This window comes from Microbacterium lushaniae, assembly GCF_008727775.1.
In the GTDB taxonomy this organism is placed as follows: Bacteria; Actinomycetota; Actinomycetes; order Actinomycetales; family Microbacteriaceae; genus Microbacterium; species Microbacterium lushaniae.
Genome location: NZ_CP044232.1, coordinates 3,513,062 through 3,528,635 on the forward strand (window position 1 = coordinate 3,513,062; position 15,574 = coordinate 3,528,635).

Here is a 15,574-nt window from a genome sequence, read left to right on the forward strand (position 1 = left end):
ATCCCGTCCGGAACACCACGCGATGCCGCGTGCCTCGGCCGGAATGCGGTGTCTCGACGGGCGTCAGTCGTCCAGGACGGCCTCGATCGCCTCGTCGTCGTCGGACATGTCGGGGGGCGTGGGCGCGCCGTCGGCGGTGAGCACGAGGCTCGACCCGTCGGCGGCCACGTCAACGCGCACGACGTCGCCGTCGCGCACGCGCCCGGCCAGGATCGCCATGGCCAGGCGGTCCTGGATCTCCGACTGGATGAGGCGGCGCAGCGGCCGCGCGCCGAACACCGGGTCGTATCCGCGCTCGGCCAGCCAGGCCCGCGCGTCGGGGGTCACCGCCAGGGTGAGCCGGCGCTCGCGCAGACGCCGCTGCAGGGCGTCGACGGCGAGTTCGACGATCTGGGCGAGGTCGTCCTCGCTGAGCACGTGGAAGATCACGATGTCGTCGAGCCGGTTGATGAACTCCGGCTTGAACGCCTGCCGCACCAGCGCCTGCACCTGCTCGCGCTTCTGCTCGGCCGACAGCGTCGGGTCGATGAGGATCGGCGAGCCGAGGTTGGAGGTGAGGATCAGGATGACGTTCGTGAAGTCGACCGTGCGACCCTGGCCGTCGGTGAGGCGTCCGTCATCCATCACCTGCAGCAGCACGTCGAACACCTCGGGGTGGGCCTTCTCGATCTCGTCGAGGAGAACGACGCTGTACGGGCGCCGGCGCACGGCCTCCGTCAGCTGTCCGCCCTGCTCGTAGCCGACGTACCCGGGAGGGGCGCCGACCAGACGCGACACCGAGTGCTTCTCGCCGTACTCCGACATGTCGATGCGCACCATGGCGTGCTCGTCGTCGAAGAGGAACTCCGCCAGGGCCTTCGCCAGCTCGGTCTTTCCGACACCGGTGGGGCCGAGGAACATGAACGAGCCGACCGGCCGGTGCGGATCGCTGATCCCCGCGCGCGAGCGGCGGATGGCGTCGGAGACGGCTTTGACGGCCTCCTTCTGCCCGATCAGGCGCTTACCCAGCTCGGACTCCAGGTGCAGGAGCTTCTCCGTCTCGCCCTGCATGAGCTTGCCCACGGGGATGCCGGTCCACGCCGCGATGACCTCGGCGATGTCCTCCTCGGTGACCTGGTCGCCGACCATGCGCTCGCCCTCGGTCTCCTCCCGCTCGGCGGTCATGAGTTCGCGCTCCAGCGCCGGGATCTCGGCGTACAGCAGGCGCGAGGCCCGCTCGAGGTCACCCTCGCGCTGCGCGCGCTCGGCCTCGACGCGCGCAGCGTCCAGCCGGGTCTTCAGGTCACCGACGCGGTTCAGGGAGGAGCGCTCACGCTCCCACCGGGCCTGCAGTTCGTTCAGGCGGGCCTGCTCGCCGGCGAGGGTCTCGCGCAACGCCGCGAGGCGCTCCTTGGACGCGTCGTCCTTCTCCTTCTTCAGTGCGAGCTCCTCGAGCTTCAGCCGGTCGACGTGACGGCGCAGCTCGTCGATCTCCAGCGGCGCGGAGTCGATCTCCATCCGCAGACGCGAGGCCGCCTCGTCGATGAGGTCGATGGCCTTGTCGGGGAGCTGGCGCGAGGGGATGTACCGGTTCGACAGCGATGCGGCCGCCACGAGCGCCGCATCCGCGATCGCGACCTTGTGGTGGGCCTCGTAGCGCTCCTTGAGTCCGCGCAGGATCGCCACGGTGTCTTCGACGCTCGGCTCGCCCACGTACACCTGCTGGAAGCGGCGTTCGAGCGCGGCATCCTTCTCGATGAACTCCCGGTACTCGTCGAGGGTGGTGGCGCCGATCATGCGCAGCTCGCCGCGGGCGAGCATGGGCTTGAGCATGTTGGATGCGGCGACCGAACCCTCTCCGCCGCCGGCCCCCATCAACACGTGCAGCTCGTCGATGAAGGTGATCACGCGGCCGTCGGATTCGGTGATCTCCTTCAGCACGCTCTTGAGTCGCTCTTCGAACTGGCCGCGGTACATCGCGCCGGCCACGAGGGCGGAGATGTCGAGCGCGACGAGTTCCTTGTCCTTGAGGCTCTCGGCGACGTCGCCGGCGACGATGCGCTGCGCGAGCCCCTCCACGACGGCCGTCTTGCCGACGCCGGGCTCGCCGATGAGCACGGGGTTGTTCTTCGTGCGACGGGTGAGCACCTGGCTCACGCGCCGGATCTCGCTGTCTCGACCGATCACGGGGTCGAGCTTGCCCTGGCGGGCGCGGTCGGTGAGGTTGATCCCGAACTGCTCGAGGGCGCTCTGGGACTCCTCCTGCCCGGGCTGCGGGGTGGCGTTCATGTGTCTCCTTGAAGTCCGTCCGCGAAACTTGAGTCGCTGTGGCTCAAGTTTATCCGACATCGCGCGATGCGGCAATGCCGCCCGAGCACAAAGGCCCCTACCGGCGCGCGGCGGGCGCGGTTAGCGTTCTGCGCGTCGGCGCCAATGGGGGCGCCGAGCCACGGGAAGGAACATGCATGTCGTTCACGAAGCGCAGACTGGCCGCCGTGATCGCGGCGGCGGCGATGGTGGGTGCGGGCGGGATCGCCACTCCGGCGTTCGCGGCCCGCGACGCCGACACCGTCGAAACCCTGACCAAAGCCGTCAAGGTCAACAACGTCCTCAGGCACCTGAAGCATTTCCAGCGGATCGCCGACTCCTATGGCGACCGGGCCGCCGGGCGCCCCGGCTACGAGGCATCCGTCGACTATGTCGTGAAGCAGCTCGAGCGGGCCGGCTACGCCCCCGAGGTGCAGGAGTTCCCCTTCACCTATACGGAGGAGAACAGCGCCCTCAGCCGCCAGGATCCGGCGACGACGTGGGCGGAGGGCACCGACTTCCTGCGCAACTCGTTCGACACCGGCAGCCCGGAGGGGTCGGCCACCGGCGCCCTCGTCCCCGTCGACCTCGTGACCCCCTTCCCGGCCGACGGCTCGAGCACGAGCGGTTGCGAACCGGAGGACTTCACCGGCTTCCCCGTCGGGGGCATCGCCCTCGTGCAGCGCGGAACGTGCGATTTCTCGCTCAAGGCGCTCAACGCCCAGAACGCCGGCGCGGCGGGCGTCATCGTCGCCAACGACGGCCGGCCGGGCTTGGTCGGCATGATCGGCGACGCGACCGGTCTCACCATCCCCGCGGTGTTCGCGTCCTCTCCCGTGGGCGAGGATCTCGCGTCCACGCCCGGCGCGATCGTGACGGTCACGGTGGACTACTTCGCCGAGGAGCGCACGACGTACAACGTGCTCGCCGAGACGGGCACCGGCGATGACTCGAACGTCGTGATGGCCGGCGCGCACCTGGACAGCGTGCAGGACGGCGCGGGCATCAACGACAACGGCACCGGCAGCGCGGGCCTGCTGGAGACGGCGATCCAGATGAAGCGGGTCAAGCCGACCAACACCGTGCGGTTCGCGTGGTGGGGCGCCGAGGAGGAGGGCCTGCTCGGTTCGGAGTATTACGTCGCGAATCTCGCCGAGGAGCAGCTCGGTCAGATCGCGCTGTACCTGAACTTCGACATGATCGGCTCGCCGAACTATTTCACCGGCGTGTACGACGGCGACAACTCCGGCGGCACCGCCGAACCGGGCTTCATCCCGCCCGGGTCCGCCGAGATCGAGGACGTCTTCGAGCAGTTCTACACCTCGAAGGACCTCCCCTATCAGGACACCGATTTCTCCGGTCGCTCCGACTACGGCCCGTTCATCGCGGTCGGCATCCCCGCGGGCGGGCTGTTCACCGGCGCCGAGGAGATCAAGACCGAGGAGGAGGCGGCGCGCTACGGCGGCCTCGCCGGCGTCGCGTACGATCCGTGCTACCACCAGCCGTGCGACAACCTCACCGGACAGGGCGCTGATCGCACTCTCTACAAGCAGCTCGAAAGGGCCTACCGGCATCAGTTGAAGGGCAACGTCAACCGCATCGCGCTCGACGTCAACTCCGACGCGCTGGCCGCCGCCGTCATCACGTTCGCGTTCGACACGTCGACGGTGGAGGGCGCCGATGCCGACGCGCTGCGCCAGAAGGCGGCTGGCGCGCCCGTCGACCTCGACGCGCTGCGCGACCGCGCGACGCAGTAGCCGCCCTGGCCCCGGCACCGCTCGCGCTGCCGGGGCCAGCAGCACTCACGCGACGGACATCAGCACGGGCGCGACCGACGCCGGCAGCGGCGCGACCGACACCGGCAGCCGACGGCTCCCGCCCTCGATGCGCCACCGATACCGAACTCCTCAAATCCGCGCCCGGATCTGGCGCGAACCCGCCCCGCCGGACCCCCAGGCGCCGCTCTCGAGGAGTTCGGGCGCGGGGCTGGACAGACACGCGGCGGGTGCGAGGGGATGCGTGCGACCCCGCGTGCCGGCGCAGGGACGCGCCAGTCCGAAGCCGGCACGGGGGATCCGTGCCTCTCGACCGCCGCCGCCACGACCTCGGCCCCTCCGCTCGCGCATCGCCGCCGGACCGAACTCCTCAAATCCGCGCGTGGATGCGGCGAAAGCCACCCCCCACGACGCCGAGGGCACCGGTCTTGAGGAGTTCGGGCTTGCGCGGGACTGGCACGAGGGAGCGCGGGGAACGACCGCGCACCATCCCGCTCGCGCGTCGCCGCAGGACCGAACTCCTCAAATCCGCGCGCGGATGCGGCGAAAACCACCCCCCACGACCCCGAGGGCACCGATCTTGAGGAGTTCGGGCTTGGAAGAGTTCGGGCTTGCGCGGGAGTGACTCGCAGGACTGACTCGAGGGAGCGCGGGGAACGACCGCGCACCATCCCGCCGCCGGCAGGGCGGACACGGCCGCGCCCCGCGCACGGCCGCGCGCCCCGCGCAGAAGGGCGCGGCCCGGTCAGGCGGCCTGTTCCGCAGCCACGTGCCGGAAGCGGGACCGGTATGCCGTGGGGGTGACACCGAGGGTGCGGGCGAAGTTCTGCCGCAGTACCGCCGCCGAACCGAAGCCGCTCTCGTACGCGATCCGGTCCAGGCCCAGGTCGGTCTTCTCCAGCAGCCGCTGCGCGTGCAGGATGCGCTGCCGCGAAAGCCACGCCGCGGGCGTCGCGCCGAAGTCGGCCTTGAACCGGCGTGCGAAGGTGCGAGGCGACATGTGCGCCTTCGCAGCGAGCTGATCGACCGAGAGATCGGCGCGGAGGTTCTGCAGCATCCAGTCACTGACCGGCGCGAGCGACAGCGAGGCCACCACGGGAAGCGGCTTGTTGATGAACTGGGCCTGGCCGCCGTCGCGCTGCGGCGGGACGACCATCCGCCGGGCGATCGTGTTGGTCATCTCCGCACCCAGTTCCTGCCGCAGGAGGTGCAGGCACGCGTCGAGGCCCGCAGCCGTACCGGCGCTGGTGATGATGCGGCCGTCCTGGACGTACAGCACATCGGGATCCACGTCGACGCCGGGGTACATCTCGGCCATCATCTGCGCGTACATCCAGTGGGTGGTCGCCCGGCGCCCGTTGAGCACACCCGCGGCGGCGAGGATGAACGATCCGCTGCACACGCTGAGCACCCATGCCTCGCGCGCGACGGCCTGCCGCACGACGTCGAGCACACGTTCGTCGACGTGCGTCCAGTACTCCCGCGGCGTCGGCGACACCACGACGAGATCGGCCTCGTAGGCGAAGGACAGGTCGTTGTCGACATTGATCGAGAAACCGATCTTGGATGCGACGGCACCGGGGTCGGGGGTGACGACGCGGAAGTCGAAGTTGGGGATGCCGTCGGCCGTCCGATCCAGTCCGAAGGCCTCGCACGCGACGCCGAATTCGAACGGGGCGAATCCGTCTTGCACGATCACCGCGACGGTCTTCATGGGGCTCCTCAGGGGGTGGCAGGAATCGTTCGGGTCGTGGCCACTCTGCCACTGTTGGCAGGCAGAGCGCAAGCGTAGGTTTCCTGCCATGATCCTTCTCCTGATCGCCACCACCGCCCTCGCGGCGGCGGGGATCTTCGCCACCGTCGGCGGCCTGGGCCGCGACGGTTACCGGGCCGCCCCCACCGTGCCGTGCCGCGTGCCGGAGCGTTCCGCTCCCGCGCCGGAGCGGCCGGCCTCCCTTCCGGATGCCGCCACGGCCGCGGCCCGGCCCCCACACGTCTTCGCCGCGCCTCGGCGGATACGCGTCCACGCGCACGTGTGAGCGGATCGCGGAACGGTCCCCGTAGACTCGGGACCCCGAGAGACGAGGCACAGTGACCACTCCACCGGTTTCACCGCAGTCCCCCGCCGATTCCGCACCTCAGGCCCACCGCGCCCCCGCCGGGTATCCGGCTCCCGCGGCCTACGCCGCACCGGGCTCCGCCGCACCGGCCTCCGCCGCGCGCGGCAACCCGTACGGGCTGGCCTCGATCGTGGTCGGCGCGGTGCTGCTGCTCTCCCTGCTCCTGCAGATGATCCTGCAGGCCGCCGCCCTCGGGGGCACAGGTGACGCTCTGAGCATCATCGGCGTCGCGGGCAACCTCGTGCAGGGCATTCTTTCCATCGTTGCGGTGGCCCTCGGGGTCGTCGGGCTCACCCGGCGCGGTCGGCCTCAGGCCCTGGCCGGGGTAGGCACAGGCATCGGTGTCGCACTCCTGGTCTCCACGATCGTGTGGGCCCTGCTGTATCCCGCCGCCCTCAGCCTCTTCCTCTGACGCTGCGTCCGGCGATGGCCCGCTGGTAGACCTCCACCATCGCTGCCGTGCGGGAGGACTGGCGGAACAGCTCCCGGATCCGCGCCTCGGGCGCGGGGGCCGTGCCGGAGGTGATGTCGTCGGCGGCCTGCCGGAGAGTCGCGGCCAGAGCCGTCGCCGACGCATCCGCGACCGTCCACGCGCCCGAGCCGAGCTCGCCGGCGATGTCGGCGTCGCTCACAACGGCCGGGGTGCCCAGCGACGCCGCCTCGAACACCGTCATGCCCTGCGTCTCGAATCCGATCGAGGTCTGCACCACCGCATCCGCCGCGGCGATCCGCCGCAGGGTCTCGGGGTAGGGCAGGCGGCCGGTGAAGACGACGGATGCGGCGGGGCGGCGCCGACGCACGAGCCGGCGCGCCGCCCGCGCCTGACCGCCCCCTCCGATGACCTCGACGTCGGCGGTGATGCCGGAGACGGCGACAGCCTCGAGGAAGGGCAGGAGCCTCTTCTCCGCGCTCATCCGGCCCACCCACACCAGCCGCGGGCGGCCAGGAGCGCGCCCGGCCGGTGGCGTCGCGGCGGCGTCGAGCACGTCGTCGTCGATGCCGTTCCACACGACGTCGACGGTGGGGTAGACCCCGTGCGTCTCGAGCCGACGGGCGAAGTGCGCAGAAGGGGCCGTCACCGCGTCGACTCCGCCGGCGAGGAGCCGCAGATACGACCAGCCGTCGGAGCCGGAGCCCGGCGCACGGGAGCTGACCCCGAGCACGCGTCGCGCCCACGCGTTGAGCACGCGCAGGACGACGGCGGGGAAGGGAGCGACGGCGGCGATCCCGACGTCGACCCGGTTGTGCATCGTGTGCACGACCGGCAGGCCGTGGCGGCGGGCGAAGCGGTGCCCGATGAGGGCGCCCCAGAAGTCCGCCTGCACGTGCACGACGTCCACCGGCGGGCGGCGTGACATCGCCGCATCCACGAATCGGTCGGTGCGGGCACCGGGAAGGCTCATCGAATACTCCCGGTCGAGCGTGACCGGGAGCGAGGGCAGGTCGACGTAGGCCGCGTCAGGGGTGGCGCGTGCGTGCATCCGCGGGGCGACGATCGTGACGGTGTGTCCGGCGCGCTCGAGGAAACGGCGCTGCAGGCGCATCGACACCTGCGCGCCACCGGATGACTCGACGTGCTGGTCGCCGAACATCACGACGTGCACGGGCTACTCCGGCAGGGGCGTGCCGCGGTACAGGGCCTCGAACGTGTCGAGCGTGCGCTCGATGTCGTGCACCATCACGCCGTCCAGCGACGCCTGCTGCATGCGCAGGAACTCCTCCGCATCGGCGGTGAGCACGTCGGTCAGGCGCGCGGACATCTCGGCGGCGTCGCCCGGCTCGAACAGGTACCCGTTCTCGCCGTCGTGCACGAGGTGCGGCAGGGCCACGGCGTCGGCGGCGACCACCGGCAGACCCGAAGCCATCGCCTCCATCGTCGCGATGGACTGCAGTTCGGCGATCGAGGCGATCGCGAAGACGCTCGCACGCGAATACAGCGAGCGCAGGTCGTCTTCGCTGGCGTGCCCGTGGAAGGTCACGCGACCGCCGATCCCCAGCTGCTCGGCGAGGTGCTCGAGGTTCTTGCGCTGGTCTCCGCCGCCGACGATGTCGAGGGTGACATCCAGCGACGGATCCAGCTGCGCGACGGCGTTCAGGAGCACGTCGATGCCCTTCTCCGACGTCAGGCGCCCGACGAAGAGGATGCGGTTGGACTCGCGGGGGGCGAGGCGGGGGGTGTAGTTGCGGCGATCGATGCCGCAGCTCACCGGGATCACGCCGTGGATGTCGATCGTCGACTCGAGGAAGTCGGCCGCCTTGCGCGTGGGGGTCGTCACCGCCCGGGTGAGGGCGAAGGTGCGCTTCGCGTCGGCCCACGCGAGCTTGACGACGACCTGGTTGAGCGCGTCGGGCAGTGTCGTGAAGTCGAGGATGTTCTCGGCCATCACATGATTGGTGGCGACGATGGGGATGCCCCGCTTGCGCGCCTCGCGGGCCAGTCCCCGGCCGATCACGATGTGCGACTGGATGTGCACGACGTCGGGCTTGACCGCATCCAGCACCTTGCGTGCGTAGTGCTTGGAGCGCCACGGCCAGACGAACCGCAGCCAGTCGTGCGGGGGCCAGCGGACCGACGGCAGGCGGTGCAGCGTCATCGGCTGCCCCTCGACGACCTCGGTGCCCGGACGCGAGCGGCGGTACGCGGTGTTGGGCGCCATGACGTGCACGTCGTGGCCGCGCTCGACGAGTCCGGCGGAGAGGCGCTCGGCGAAGCGGGCGGCACCGTTGATGTCGGGGGCGAAGGTGTCGCAGCCCACCAGGACGGTGAGGCGAGGGGCGGCGTCGGGACTGTCAGGCGTCGCAGGGGTGGTCACGTCGGGTGGCTGCCTATCTGTGCGGCGGTAGGGGTCGCACGGTGCGGTGCATGCGCCCTGTCATCGTACCGGAGGCCCCTCCCCTCACCTGGGAAGCGCCACGGCGAGCGCGTGGCGGGAGAATCGACATAGCCTGGGGGCATGCCGCGACTGCAGGCCGACGCCGACCCCGCCGTGTGGGTGCCCGTGACCGGATCCTTGGGGTTCCGCGGCCGGCGCCACCGCAAGGCGGCCATCCGCATGCTGCTCGGCCAGGCGAACCGCGCGGTCGGCGCCGTCGAGCGCCCGGGGAGCGGGTTCCTCGCGTGGGCGATGAGCCAGGCGGCTCCCCTCCTCCTCCGTCGCGCGGACGGCCGCGTGCTGGTGTGGGTGTGGAAGGACGACCCCGAACTGCTCGTCGCGATGGCGCAGCTGCAGGAGGCGACGCCGCAGCTGCGCACGGCGCGGGCGATGATGCCGATGGAGTACGACGACACGGAGGACTTCCCCAACCCGCACCTGGGGGTCGGGGAGAAGCTCGTGATGGATCTGCCCGCCGACCCGCGCACGCCGCCGTTCGCCAGCTACACGTGGGACACCGGCTCGGCGTTCGTGACCCTGACGGCGGTGTGCTCGGACCGCGAGCGGGTCGGCACGGTGCTCGGTGCCGTCGACGCGATCGCGCGCACGCTGCGCGTCGTGGACGATCTCGCCGTCGACGAGTCCGGAACGATCCTGCGCCTGCCCCCCGCCTGAAGCTCGCGCAGCGGGCGGATCAGCGCACCACGAGCGCGGTCTGCCAGATCAGCAGGAGCGCCGCCCCGGCGCCGTAGATGAGCAGCGTCGCGCGGAGGGAGCTTCCGCCGACCGCGTGAACGAGGTGATGCGCGTGAGGGCGCCGAGCAGCCACGGGGCGGAGGGCCGGGATGACGACCACGGCCAAATCGTCGCGCGCGGTCCGTCTCGCCGCGGCCGCGCGTGCCCGCGGAGCGCGGTCGCGTGCTTGCGGCGTGGGGTCGCGTGATCGTCACCCTCCGCCATGCCCGCACTCCAGGACGGCGCACCGCCGCGGGCAGGGCCGACCCGCTCAGATCCCGGAGACGCGGCCGATCAGGTTGACCTTGACGCCCATCCGGTCGAACATCGCCGCCTTGGCGATGAGCGCCTTGTCGGCGGTCTCGGCGTCGGGGGCGTAGACGACCTGCGCGTGGTTGGCCTTGTGGCGCGCCATGAACTGATCGCGTGAGACGTCGTGCAGCACCACGTGCGCGATCGGCCATTCCGGGTTCGTGGCGGCCTTGCGGCGCTCGGTCTCCTCGGCAGGCAGCTCGACCGCCGTCGCGCGGAGGATGTCGACCTGCAAGATACCGTCGGCGATGAACACACGGGAGACGACCAGCGCGCCCGGCCGCGACACGCCGTTGACGGTCGAGCCGCCGGCGGGGAAGAACACCGGGTCCTGGCGCCAGCCCTCCGCACGGTCCCATCCGCCCAGGTGCGAGGCGGGAACCGATCCGGAGATCTCGTACACCCAGACGAACTGCCCGTCGTAGTCCTCGCCCCATCGCACGTCGTGGAGGGTGTTGTCGGAGACGAGTCCCATGGCGCTCCACACGCGGTCGGTGACCAGGGCGTCCACGGCGACGCCTTCGTCCGCCTCGTTGAAGTGCGGCAGCGGGCGGCCGGCGAACAGCTCGCGCGCGCCGTCGCGGGAGCGCACCGGCGGGCGCTCGGTGGAGTTCAGCATCCCTTCGGCCAGATCCGACGCCGGCACGAGATCCTTCAGCCCCTGCTGGTACTGGATGCCGATGGCGTCCACCCCGAAGTCGTCCGCGATCCGCAGCGCGGCGATGTACATCTTCATCTGCCACTGCACCTGGCCGCGCGTGAGTTCGGTGGACTCGTCCTCCCCCAGCCGGAAGGTCATGCCGTGGGAGAGCAGCCACTCGTAGGCGGCGTCGGCCTCCTCGTCGGGCACGCGCAGCATCTCGGCGTACAGCGCCGACTGCGACAGCCGCTCCTTGTAGATCCCGACCGGATTGAGCAGCTCGTCGTCGAAGATGGCGTTGTACATGCCCATGCAGCCCTCGTCGAAGACGCCGATGAGCGCCTTCTCCCCGAGCAGCTGGTCGCCGAGGGCACGCCCGAGCTGCACCTCTTCGGTGTCGGGGAGATCGGGGAGCGGGCGGACGTGGGAGGCGTCGTGGGTGATGCGCCCGGTGTCGCACCACTGGCGGATCCCCTCCGCGAACCACTCGTCGGAGAAGTCGACCGACCAGATGCTGGAGTACTCCTTGCCCATCTTCGTCAGTCCCGCGTTCAGGCCGAGAAGGCCGACGAGACCCGGCCAGTCCCCCGCGAAGTTCGCGACGGTGAGGATGGGGCCCTCATGGGTGCGGAGCCCGGGGAGGACGTGGTGGGAGTACTGCCACACCGCTTCGGCGACGATGAGCGGAGCATCCACCGGGATGCGCGTGAAGACCTCCAGGCCCATCCGCTGGCTGGAGATGAAGCCGTGCCCGGTGGCGGGGTCGACGTCGTTGGCACGGACGACACTCCACCCGAGCGACTCGAACGCGCGCGTCACCGCCGCCTCCATGGCGGCCTGGGTGGGCCACCCGGCGACGTTGGCCGACTCCCGGAGGTCGCCGCTCGCGATGAGGTAGGCGGTCTTCGGTTCGCCCTTCGGGCGCGTCACGGGTGCGGGCAGGGTGTAGGTGCTCATGCGTTGTCCTCGACTAGCTGACGGGCGTGGGATGCGTTGGCGGTGTGGCTGGATCCGGCTTCGAGACGGAGACGAACGGGGGTCTCCGGCGCGGACGTGTCGGGGGAGAGCGGCAGTTCGCGCCCGCGCAGCAGGAGCCCGTCGAGCTCGAGGGTGCCGCCGTGCACGTGCAGCACGAGCGTCGCGCCGTCGACCTCGACGCGCCCCCACGCCGTCCCGGTGGTGAACAGCGAGCGGAAGGGCTCGTCACCGACGGGGTCGAAGGAGAGCGTGCGGGTGGGCGCATCCCACTGCACGCCGCTGAAGGCGAGCAGCAGCGCCCAGGATGCGAGCGACCGCGCGTAGTGGTTGCCGCACTCGATCTCGTTCCACGGGTTGCGCGCGTCGCCGGCGTAGCGCTCGCGCACGGCCCGCTCGATCCGCAGCGCCTGCTCCGGAAGGCCGGCGTAGACGAGGGATGCGGCCACCTGATGCTCGACGCCGGTCCACACCTCGTCGGAGTAGACGAAGGGGATGGCCGGCCGCCCGCCGCGTGGCCAGGACGCGAGCAGAAGCCCACCCTCATCGTTGAGCGCGTACACCCGCTGCGTGCTCTCGTGCGCGCTCAGGTCTTCGCGGAAGTTGTGGGTGACCACGGCGCCCAGCGCGCTGCGGAGCCGAGGGCGTGGGAGCAGGTCGCCCAGCCCGTTGATCCAGGCGTGGAACTGCCCCAGGAGCTGGTCGGAGAGGACCCCGTCGCCGTACTGGTACCGGTGCGCGTCGACGTCGTCGACGACCTGGCGGTAGTACTCCCCGTTCCACAGCACGTCGTCCATGCCGTCGGCGACGCGGTCGGCGCGCTCCCGCCACTGCGATGCGCGCGCGGCGTCGCCGAGATGGTCGGCCATCCGGGCTCCTGCCCGCAGGGCCGCGGCGAACAACCCGTTCGCCAGCGGTTCGACGCCGTGGAACTCGATGTCGTAGGTGTTGTGCAGCTCACCGTCGAGCAGCCCGTCCCCGTCGCGATCCCAGCGATCGACCGCGTGCTCGAGGGAGCGGACCGCGGCCGGCCACAGTTCGAGGAGGAAGTCGTCGTCGCCGCAGAACCGCCACTCCCGGTACAGCCGCAGGAGCGTGCCGAGCTGCCCGTCGACGGCGGGCCCCATGAACCACGACGGGCCCCCGAAAACGCGGTTGGACCGGAACTTCTGGGCCCCCGCCGCATCCGTCTCCAGCAGGTATTCCACACGTCGCGCGCTGCGCTCGAGCGACGGGAAGAGCCACGCCATCGTCTGGGCGTACGACCACACGTGGGTGCAGGTCCCCTCGCACGAGCCGGAGTGGTCGAAGGATCCCTCCCACGCGGCGAAGACCGGCCCGTCCCCCAGTTCCGCGTTCGGCGTCTCGACGACGAAAGCGGTGGTGGAGCGGGCCGCGGCGATGTTCGCGCCCACCGCATCCGCCACGACCGGGTCGATCGTGCCGCCGTAGAGCGTCTCCACGAAGGCGAGCGTGGCGGCCTCCAGGTCCGGCAGCGTGCGGTGCAGGTGGGTCGCCGCCGCCCATGCGTCGGGCCACAGCAGCGCGTGATGGTTGCGGACGACCTCGTCCTCATGCGGGTCGTCGAACACGATGCGCCCCCGCCACCCGCGTCGCCGGTTCGGGAAGCTCCACGCCAGCACGAACTCGAACTCGCGACTGCGCCCGGGGGCGATGTCGTGGACGATGCCGAGCGACCCTGTGCGGAGGCGCGGGAGCCGGTCGAACAGCTCGTCCTCCGTCATGGGTGCGGAGGCGTCCTGGGGAGCCGAGTCGGCGAACAGGCCGCGCGGACGGTCCTCCAGGGTGAGCCGCGGTTCCGGGTCGAGCCGCCCGTCCTCCGACAGGTCGTTCCAGAACAGGCGCGGGCCGTCGGGCCAGAATCCGGTCACCCACTGGGGCTTCACGGTGGTCGCCGCATCCGTCGTGGTGAGGCTGAGGGTGCCGTAGCCGGGGTCGTCCTCGGGCAGACGGATACCGAAGTCCAGGCCGCGCACGCCGCCCTCGTCGCGCCACCGCACCGTCTGCGCGGCGCGCATGCCGAAAGGACCCTCGCCCCGGCCGGCGGTGTGGCTCACGCTGCCGACGACCGTCACGGCGACGGAGCGGTCGCCGGGGTTGGTGACGGTGTAGCGCAGCACCGCGGCGGGGATGCCGGAGGCGTCGGCATCGAGGGGGACGAGGGGGGTGAAGGCGCGAAGTGACACCTCCACGGGGAGGACGTCGTCGGTGAAGTCGATGTCGACGACCGGATACTCCCCGTGCATCGTCGCCGACTGCAGCCGCGGCAGGCCGGCGAGCCGTTCGAAGGGGTAGCCGGCATCCCCGTCGTGGCGGCCGGTGAGGCGCGCTTCGAGCACGCGGGTCACCGGGGCCCCGCCCTGCGGGGCGGCGTGGATCGCGAAGAACGAGTAGGGGTTGAACCGCCCCTTGTCGGGAAGGTTCTCCAGCTCCCAGTCCCGGAGCTCCCCGCGGGAGCCCAGCGACACGTTCCCGGTACCCAGTCCGCCCAGGGGGAAGGCCGCCCGCTGCGCCGTGTGCGGGATGGCACGGGCCCGGCGCGCGGTGCGTGCGGCATCGACGCCGAGCGTGGAGCGGACGGGCATCGGATCCTCCTCGATCGCGGCGACGGACGAGCCGCGTCCGCCGTACCGCGTTCACTGTAGACGAAATCGATTTCATGATCAACCGATGCGAAGTCGTGACGACGCGCGCGCATCACCGCCGCGGGCGAGACGCGGGACGAGTCGGTCTCAGGCGGCGCCGCCGCCGCGCGCCGGCTGCACCTCGTTGCGCAGGACGACGGTCCGCGCGGGCTGATCGTCGCCGTTGATGCGCTCGAGCAGCATCTTGGCGGCCGTGACGCCCATGTGGCGCGCAGGAAGGCGCACCACGGTGACGGCGTTGGGTGACAGCGTCGTGAACGGCAGCGAGCCGACGACGGCCACGCCGATCTTGGGCGGGGTCAGCGCGTGCTCGGTGAGGACCTGGATCGCGCCGACGCCGAGCAGGTTGTTCGCCGCGACGATGGCATCGGGCGGCTCGGGCAGCGCCAGGAGCTCCTCCATCGCCGCGCGACCGCCGTCAACGCGGAACGTGGAATACCGCAGCAGCTCCTCGGACGTTCCACCCGGGAAGTGACGCGCGACGACGGCACGCCACCCCTCGGCACGCTCGTACGCCGTTTCGATGTGCTGCGGACCCGTGATGCAGGCGATGCGGCGGTAGCCGGCCTGCACGAGGTTCTCGGTCGCCGCCTGACCGGCCGTGCGGTTGGCCATGACCACGCCGTCGATGTCGTAGCCGGTGCCGCGGTCGACCGCGACCACCGGTCGCCCTGTCGCCAGGAGATCGTCGAGGTTGGAGTGATCGGATGCCGCCGCCAGGATGACGCCCGCCATGTGCTCGGCGATCGCGATCTGCAGGTAGGTCGCTTCCTTCTCGATCTCGGAGTCGGTGTTGCACAGGACGACGGAGTATCCGGCCTGGGATGCGACGTCCTCCACCCCGCGCGCCATCTCGGTGAAGTACGGGTTCTCGATGTCGGGGATGACGAGGGCGATGACTTCCGACGCCTGGCGCCGCAGCGTCCGCGCGGTGCGATTGGGGGTGAAGTTGAGCTGGCGCGCAGCATCCCGTACGGCGAGCGTCTTGGAGTCCGACACCCCCATGCCGTTGAAGACGCGGGAGACCGTCGCGGGCGAGACACCCGCGAGCTTCGCCACCTCGTAGATCGTGGCCATCTCACCCCATCCTCGTCCCGCGGCGTGCGTTGACTTTCGCCGTGAGGCAACAGTAGCGTGTTGAAATCGATTCCAAGCGATCACCGCTGCTTCGACGCCCCCGCGTACCGAGACG

The 15,574-nt window shown here is 70.9% G+C and carries 12 protein-coding genes; 4 read left to right on the forward strand and 8 right to left on the reverse strand.

The annotated features are described in order from the left end of the window. Positions 1 to 63: 63 nt before the first annotated feature. Positions 64 to 2,268: an ATP-dependent Clp protease ATP-binding subunit gene (locus F6J85_RS16945; RefSeq protein WP_150926882.1), complete on the reverse strand. Its 2,205-nt coding sequence runs from the start codon at positions 2,266 to 2,268 to the stop codon at positions 64 to 66. A gap of 176 nt (positions 2,269 to 2,444) precedes the next feature. Between F6J85_RS16945 and F6J85_RS16950 the strand changes: the two genes are divergently transcribed. Beyond that, positions 2,445 to 4,043 carry a M28 family peptidase gene (locus F6J85_RS16950; protein ID WP_150926884.1) on the forward strand — a complete coding sequence of 533 codons (1,599 nt, stop codon included), beginning with the start codon at positions 2,445 to 2,447 and terminating at the stop codon, positions 4,041 to 4,043. A 763-nt stretch (positions 4,044 to 4,806) separates the two neighbouring features. On the opposite strand, the gene F6J85_RS16955 is transcribed toward F6J85_RS16950, so the two are convergent. Further along, positions 4,807 to 5,775, reverse strand: a complete 969-nt coding sequence (locus F6J85_RS16955; protein WP_150926886.1) for a GlxA family transcriptional regulator — start codon at positions 5,773 to 5,775, stop codon at positions 4,807 to 4,809. A gap of 88 nt (positions 5,776 to 5,863) precedes the next feature. Here F6J85_RS16955 and F6J85_RS16960 point away from each other — a divergent pair, with 88 nt between their 5' ends. Continuing rightward, positions 5,864 to 6,100: a hypothetical protein gene (locus F6J85_RS16960; protein WP_150926888.1), complete on the forward strand. Its 237-nt coding sequence runs from the start codon at positions 5,864 to 5,866 to the stop codon at positions 6,098 to 6,100. Between the two features lie 52 nt (positions 6,101 to 6,152). Continuing rightward, the gene (locus F6J85_RS16965; RefSeq protein WP_150926890.1) at positions 6,153 to 6,593 is read left to right on the forward strand and encodes a hypothetical protein; all 441 of its coding nucleotides are present in this window, start codon (positions 6,153 to 6,155) and stop codon (positions 6,591 to 6,593) included. On the opposite strand, the gene F6J85_RS16970 is transcribed toward F6J85_RS16965, so the two are convergent. After that, positions 6,577 to 7,785, reverse strand: coding sequence for a glycosyltransferase (locus tag F6J85_RS16970; RefSeq protein WP_150926892.1), 1,209 nt, complete (start codon positions 7,783 to 7,785; stop codon positions 6,577 to 6,579). The genes F6J85_RS16965 and F6J85_RS16970 overlap by 17 nt on opposite strands. A gap of 3 nt (positions 7,786 to 7,788) precedes the next feature. Continuing rightward, positions 7,789 to 8,994: a glycosyltransferase gene (locus F6J85_RS16975; protein ID WP_150926894.1), complete on the reverse strand. Its 1,206-nt coding sequence runs from the start codon at positions 8,992 to 8,994 to the stop codon at positions 7,789 to 7,791. Between the two features lie 141 nt (positions 8,995 to 9,135). Here F6J85_RS16975 and F6J85_RS16980 point away from each other — a divergent pair, with 141 nt between their 5' ends. Beyond that, positions 9,136 to 9,729: a hypothetical protein gene (locus tag F6J85_RS16980; protein WP_150922120.1), complete on the forward strand. Its 594-nt coding sequence runs from the start codon at positions 9,136 to 9,138 to the stop codon at positions 9,727 to 9,729. Positions 9,730 to 9,748: 19 nt separating this feature from the next. On the opposite strand, the gene F6J85_RS17780 is transcribed toward F6J85_RS16980, so the two are convergent. The 4 genes from F6J85_RS17780 to F6J85_RS16995 all read right to left on the reverse strand — a co-directional run bounded on the left by F6J85_RS17780 (position 9,749) and on the right by F6J85_RS16995 (position 15,459). After that, positions 9,749 to 9,910 (reverse strand): hypothetical protein, encoded by a 162-nt coding sequence (locus F6J85_RS17780; RefSeq protein WP_191906675.1) that lies wholly within the window; start codon positions 9,908 to 9,910, stop codon positions 9,749 to 9,751. A gap of 150 nt (positions 9,911 to 10,060) precedes the next feature. Beyond that, positions 10,061 to 11,698, reverse strand: coding sequence for a fucose isomerase (locus F6J85_RS16985; RefSeq protein WP_150926895.1), 1,638 nt, complete (start codon positions 11,696 to 11,698; stop codon positions 10,061 to 10,063). Then, positions 11,695 to 14,322: a GH116 family glycosyl hydrolase gene (locus F6J85_RS16990; RefSeq protein ID WP_150926897.1), complete on the reverse strand. Its 2,628-nt coding sequence runs from the start codon at positions 14,320 to 14,322 to the stop codon at positions 11,695 to 11,697. The genes F6J85_RS16985 and F6J85_RS16990 overlap by 4 nt, the downstream gene beginning before the upstream one ends. A 147-nt stretch (positions 14,323 to 14,469) precedes the next feature. Next, positions 14,470 to 15,459: a LacI family DNA-binding transcriptional regulator gene (locus tag F6J85_RS16995; protein ID WP_150921655.1), complete on the reverse strand. Its 990-nt coding sequence runs from the start codon at positions 15,457 to 15,459 to the stop codon at positions 14,470 to 14,472. Between the last annotated feature and the right edge of the window lie 115 nt (positions 15,460 to 15,574).

What these genes read in the sequence shown, in the direction of transcription:
- F6J85_RS16945 (WP_150926882.1), bottom strand. Translation starts at nt 2,268, where the DNA reads ATGAACGCCACCCCGCAGCCCGGGCAGGAGGAGTCCCAGAGCGCCCTC.
- F6J85_RS16990 (WP_150926897.1), bottom strand. Translation starts at nt 14,322, where the DNA reads ATGCCCGTCCGCTCCACGCTCGGCGTCGATGCCGCACGCACCGCGCGC.
- F6J85_RS16955 (WP_150926886.1), bottom strand. Translation starts at nt 5,775, where the DNA reads ATGAAGACCGTCGCGGTGATCGTGCAAGACGGATTCGCCCCGTTCGAA.
- F6J85_RS16980 (WP_150922120.1), top strand. Translation starts at nt 9,136, where the DNA reads ATGCCGCGACTGCAGGCCGACGCCGACCCCGCCGTGTGGGTGCCCGTG.
- F6J85_RS16995 (WP_150921655.1), bottom strand. Translation starts at nt 15,459, where the DNA reads ATGGCCACGATCTACGAGGTGGCGAAGCTCGCGGGTGTCTCGCCCGCG.
- F6J85_RS16985 (WP_150926895.1), bottom strand. Translation starts at nt 11,698, where the DNA reads ATGAGCACCTACACCCTGCCCGCACCCGTGACGCGCCCGAAGGGCGAA.
- F6J85_RS16960 (WP_150926888.1), top strand. Translation starts at nt 5,864, where the DNA reads ATGATCCTTCTCCTGATCGCCACCACCGCCCTCGCGGCGGCGGGGATC.
- F6J85_RS16950 (WP_150926884.1), top strand. Translation starts at nt 2,445, where the DNA reads ATGTCGTTCACGAAGCGCAGACTGGCCGCCGTGATCGCGGCGGCGGCG.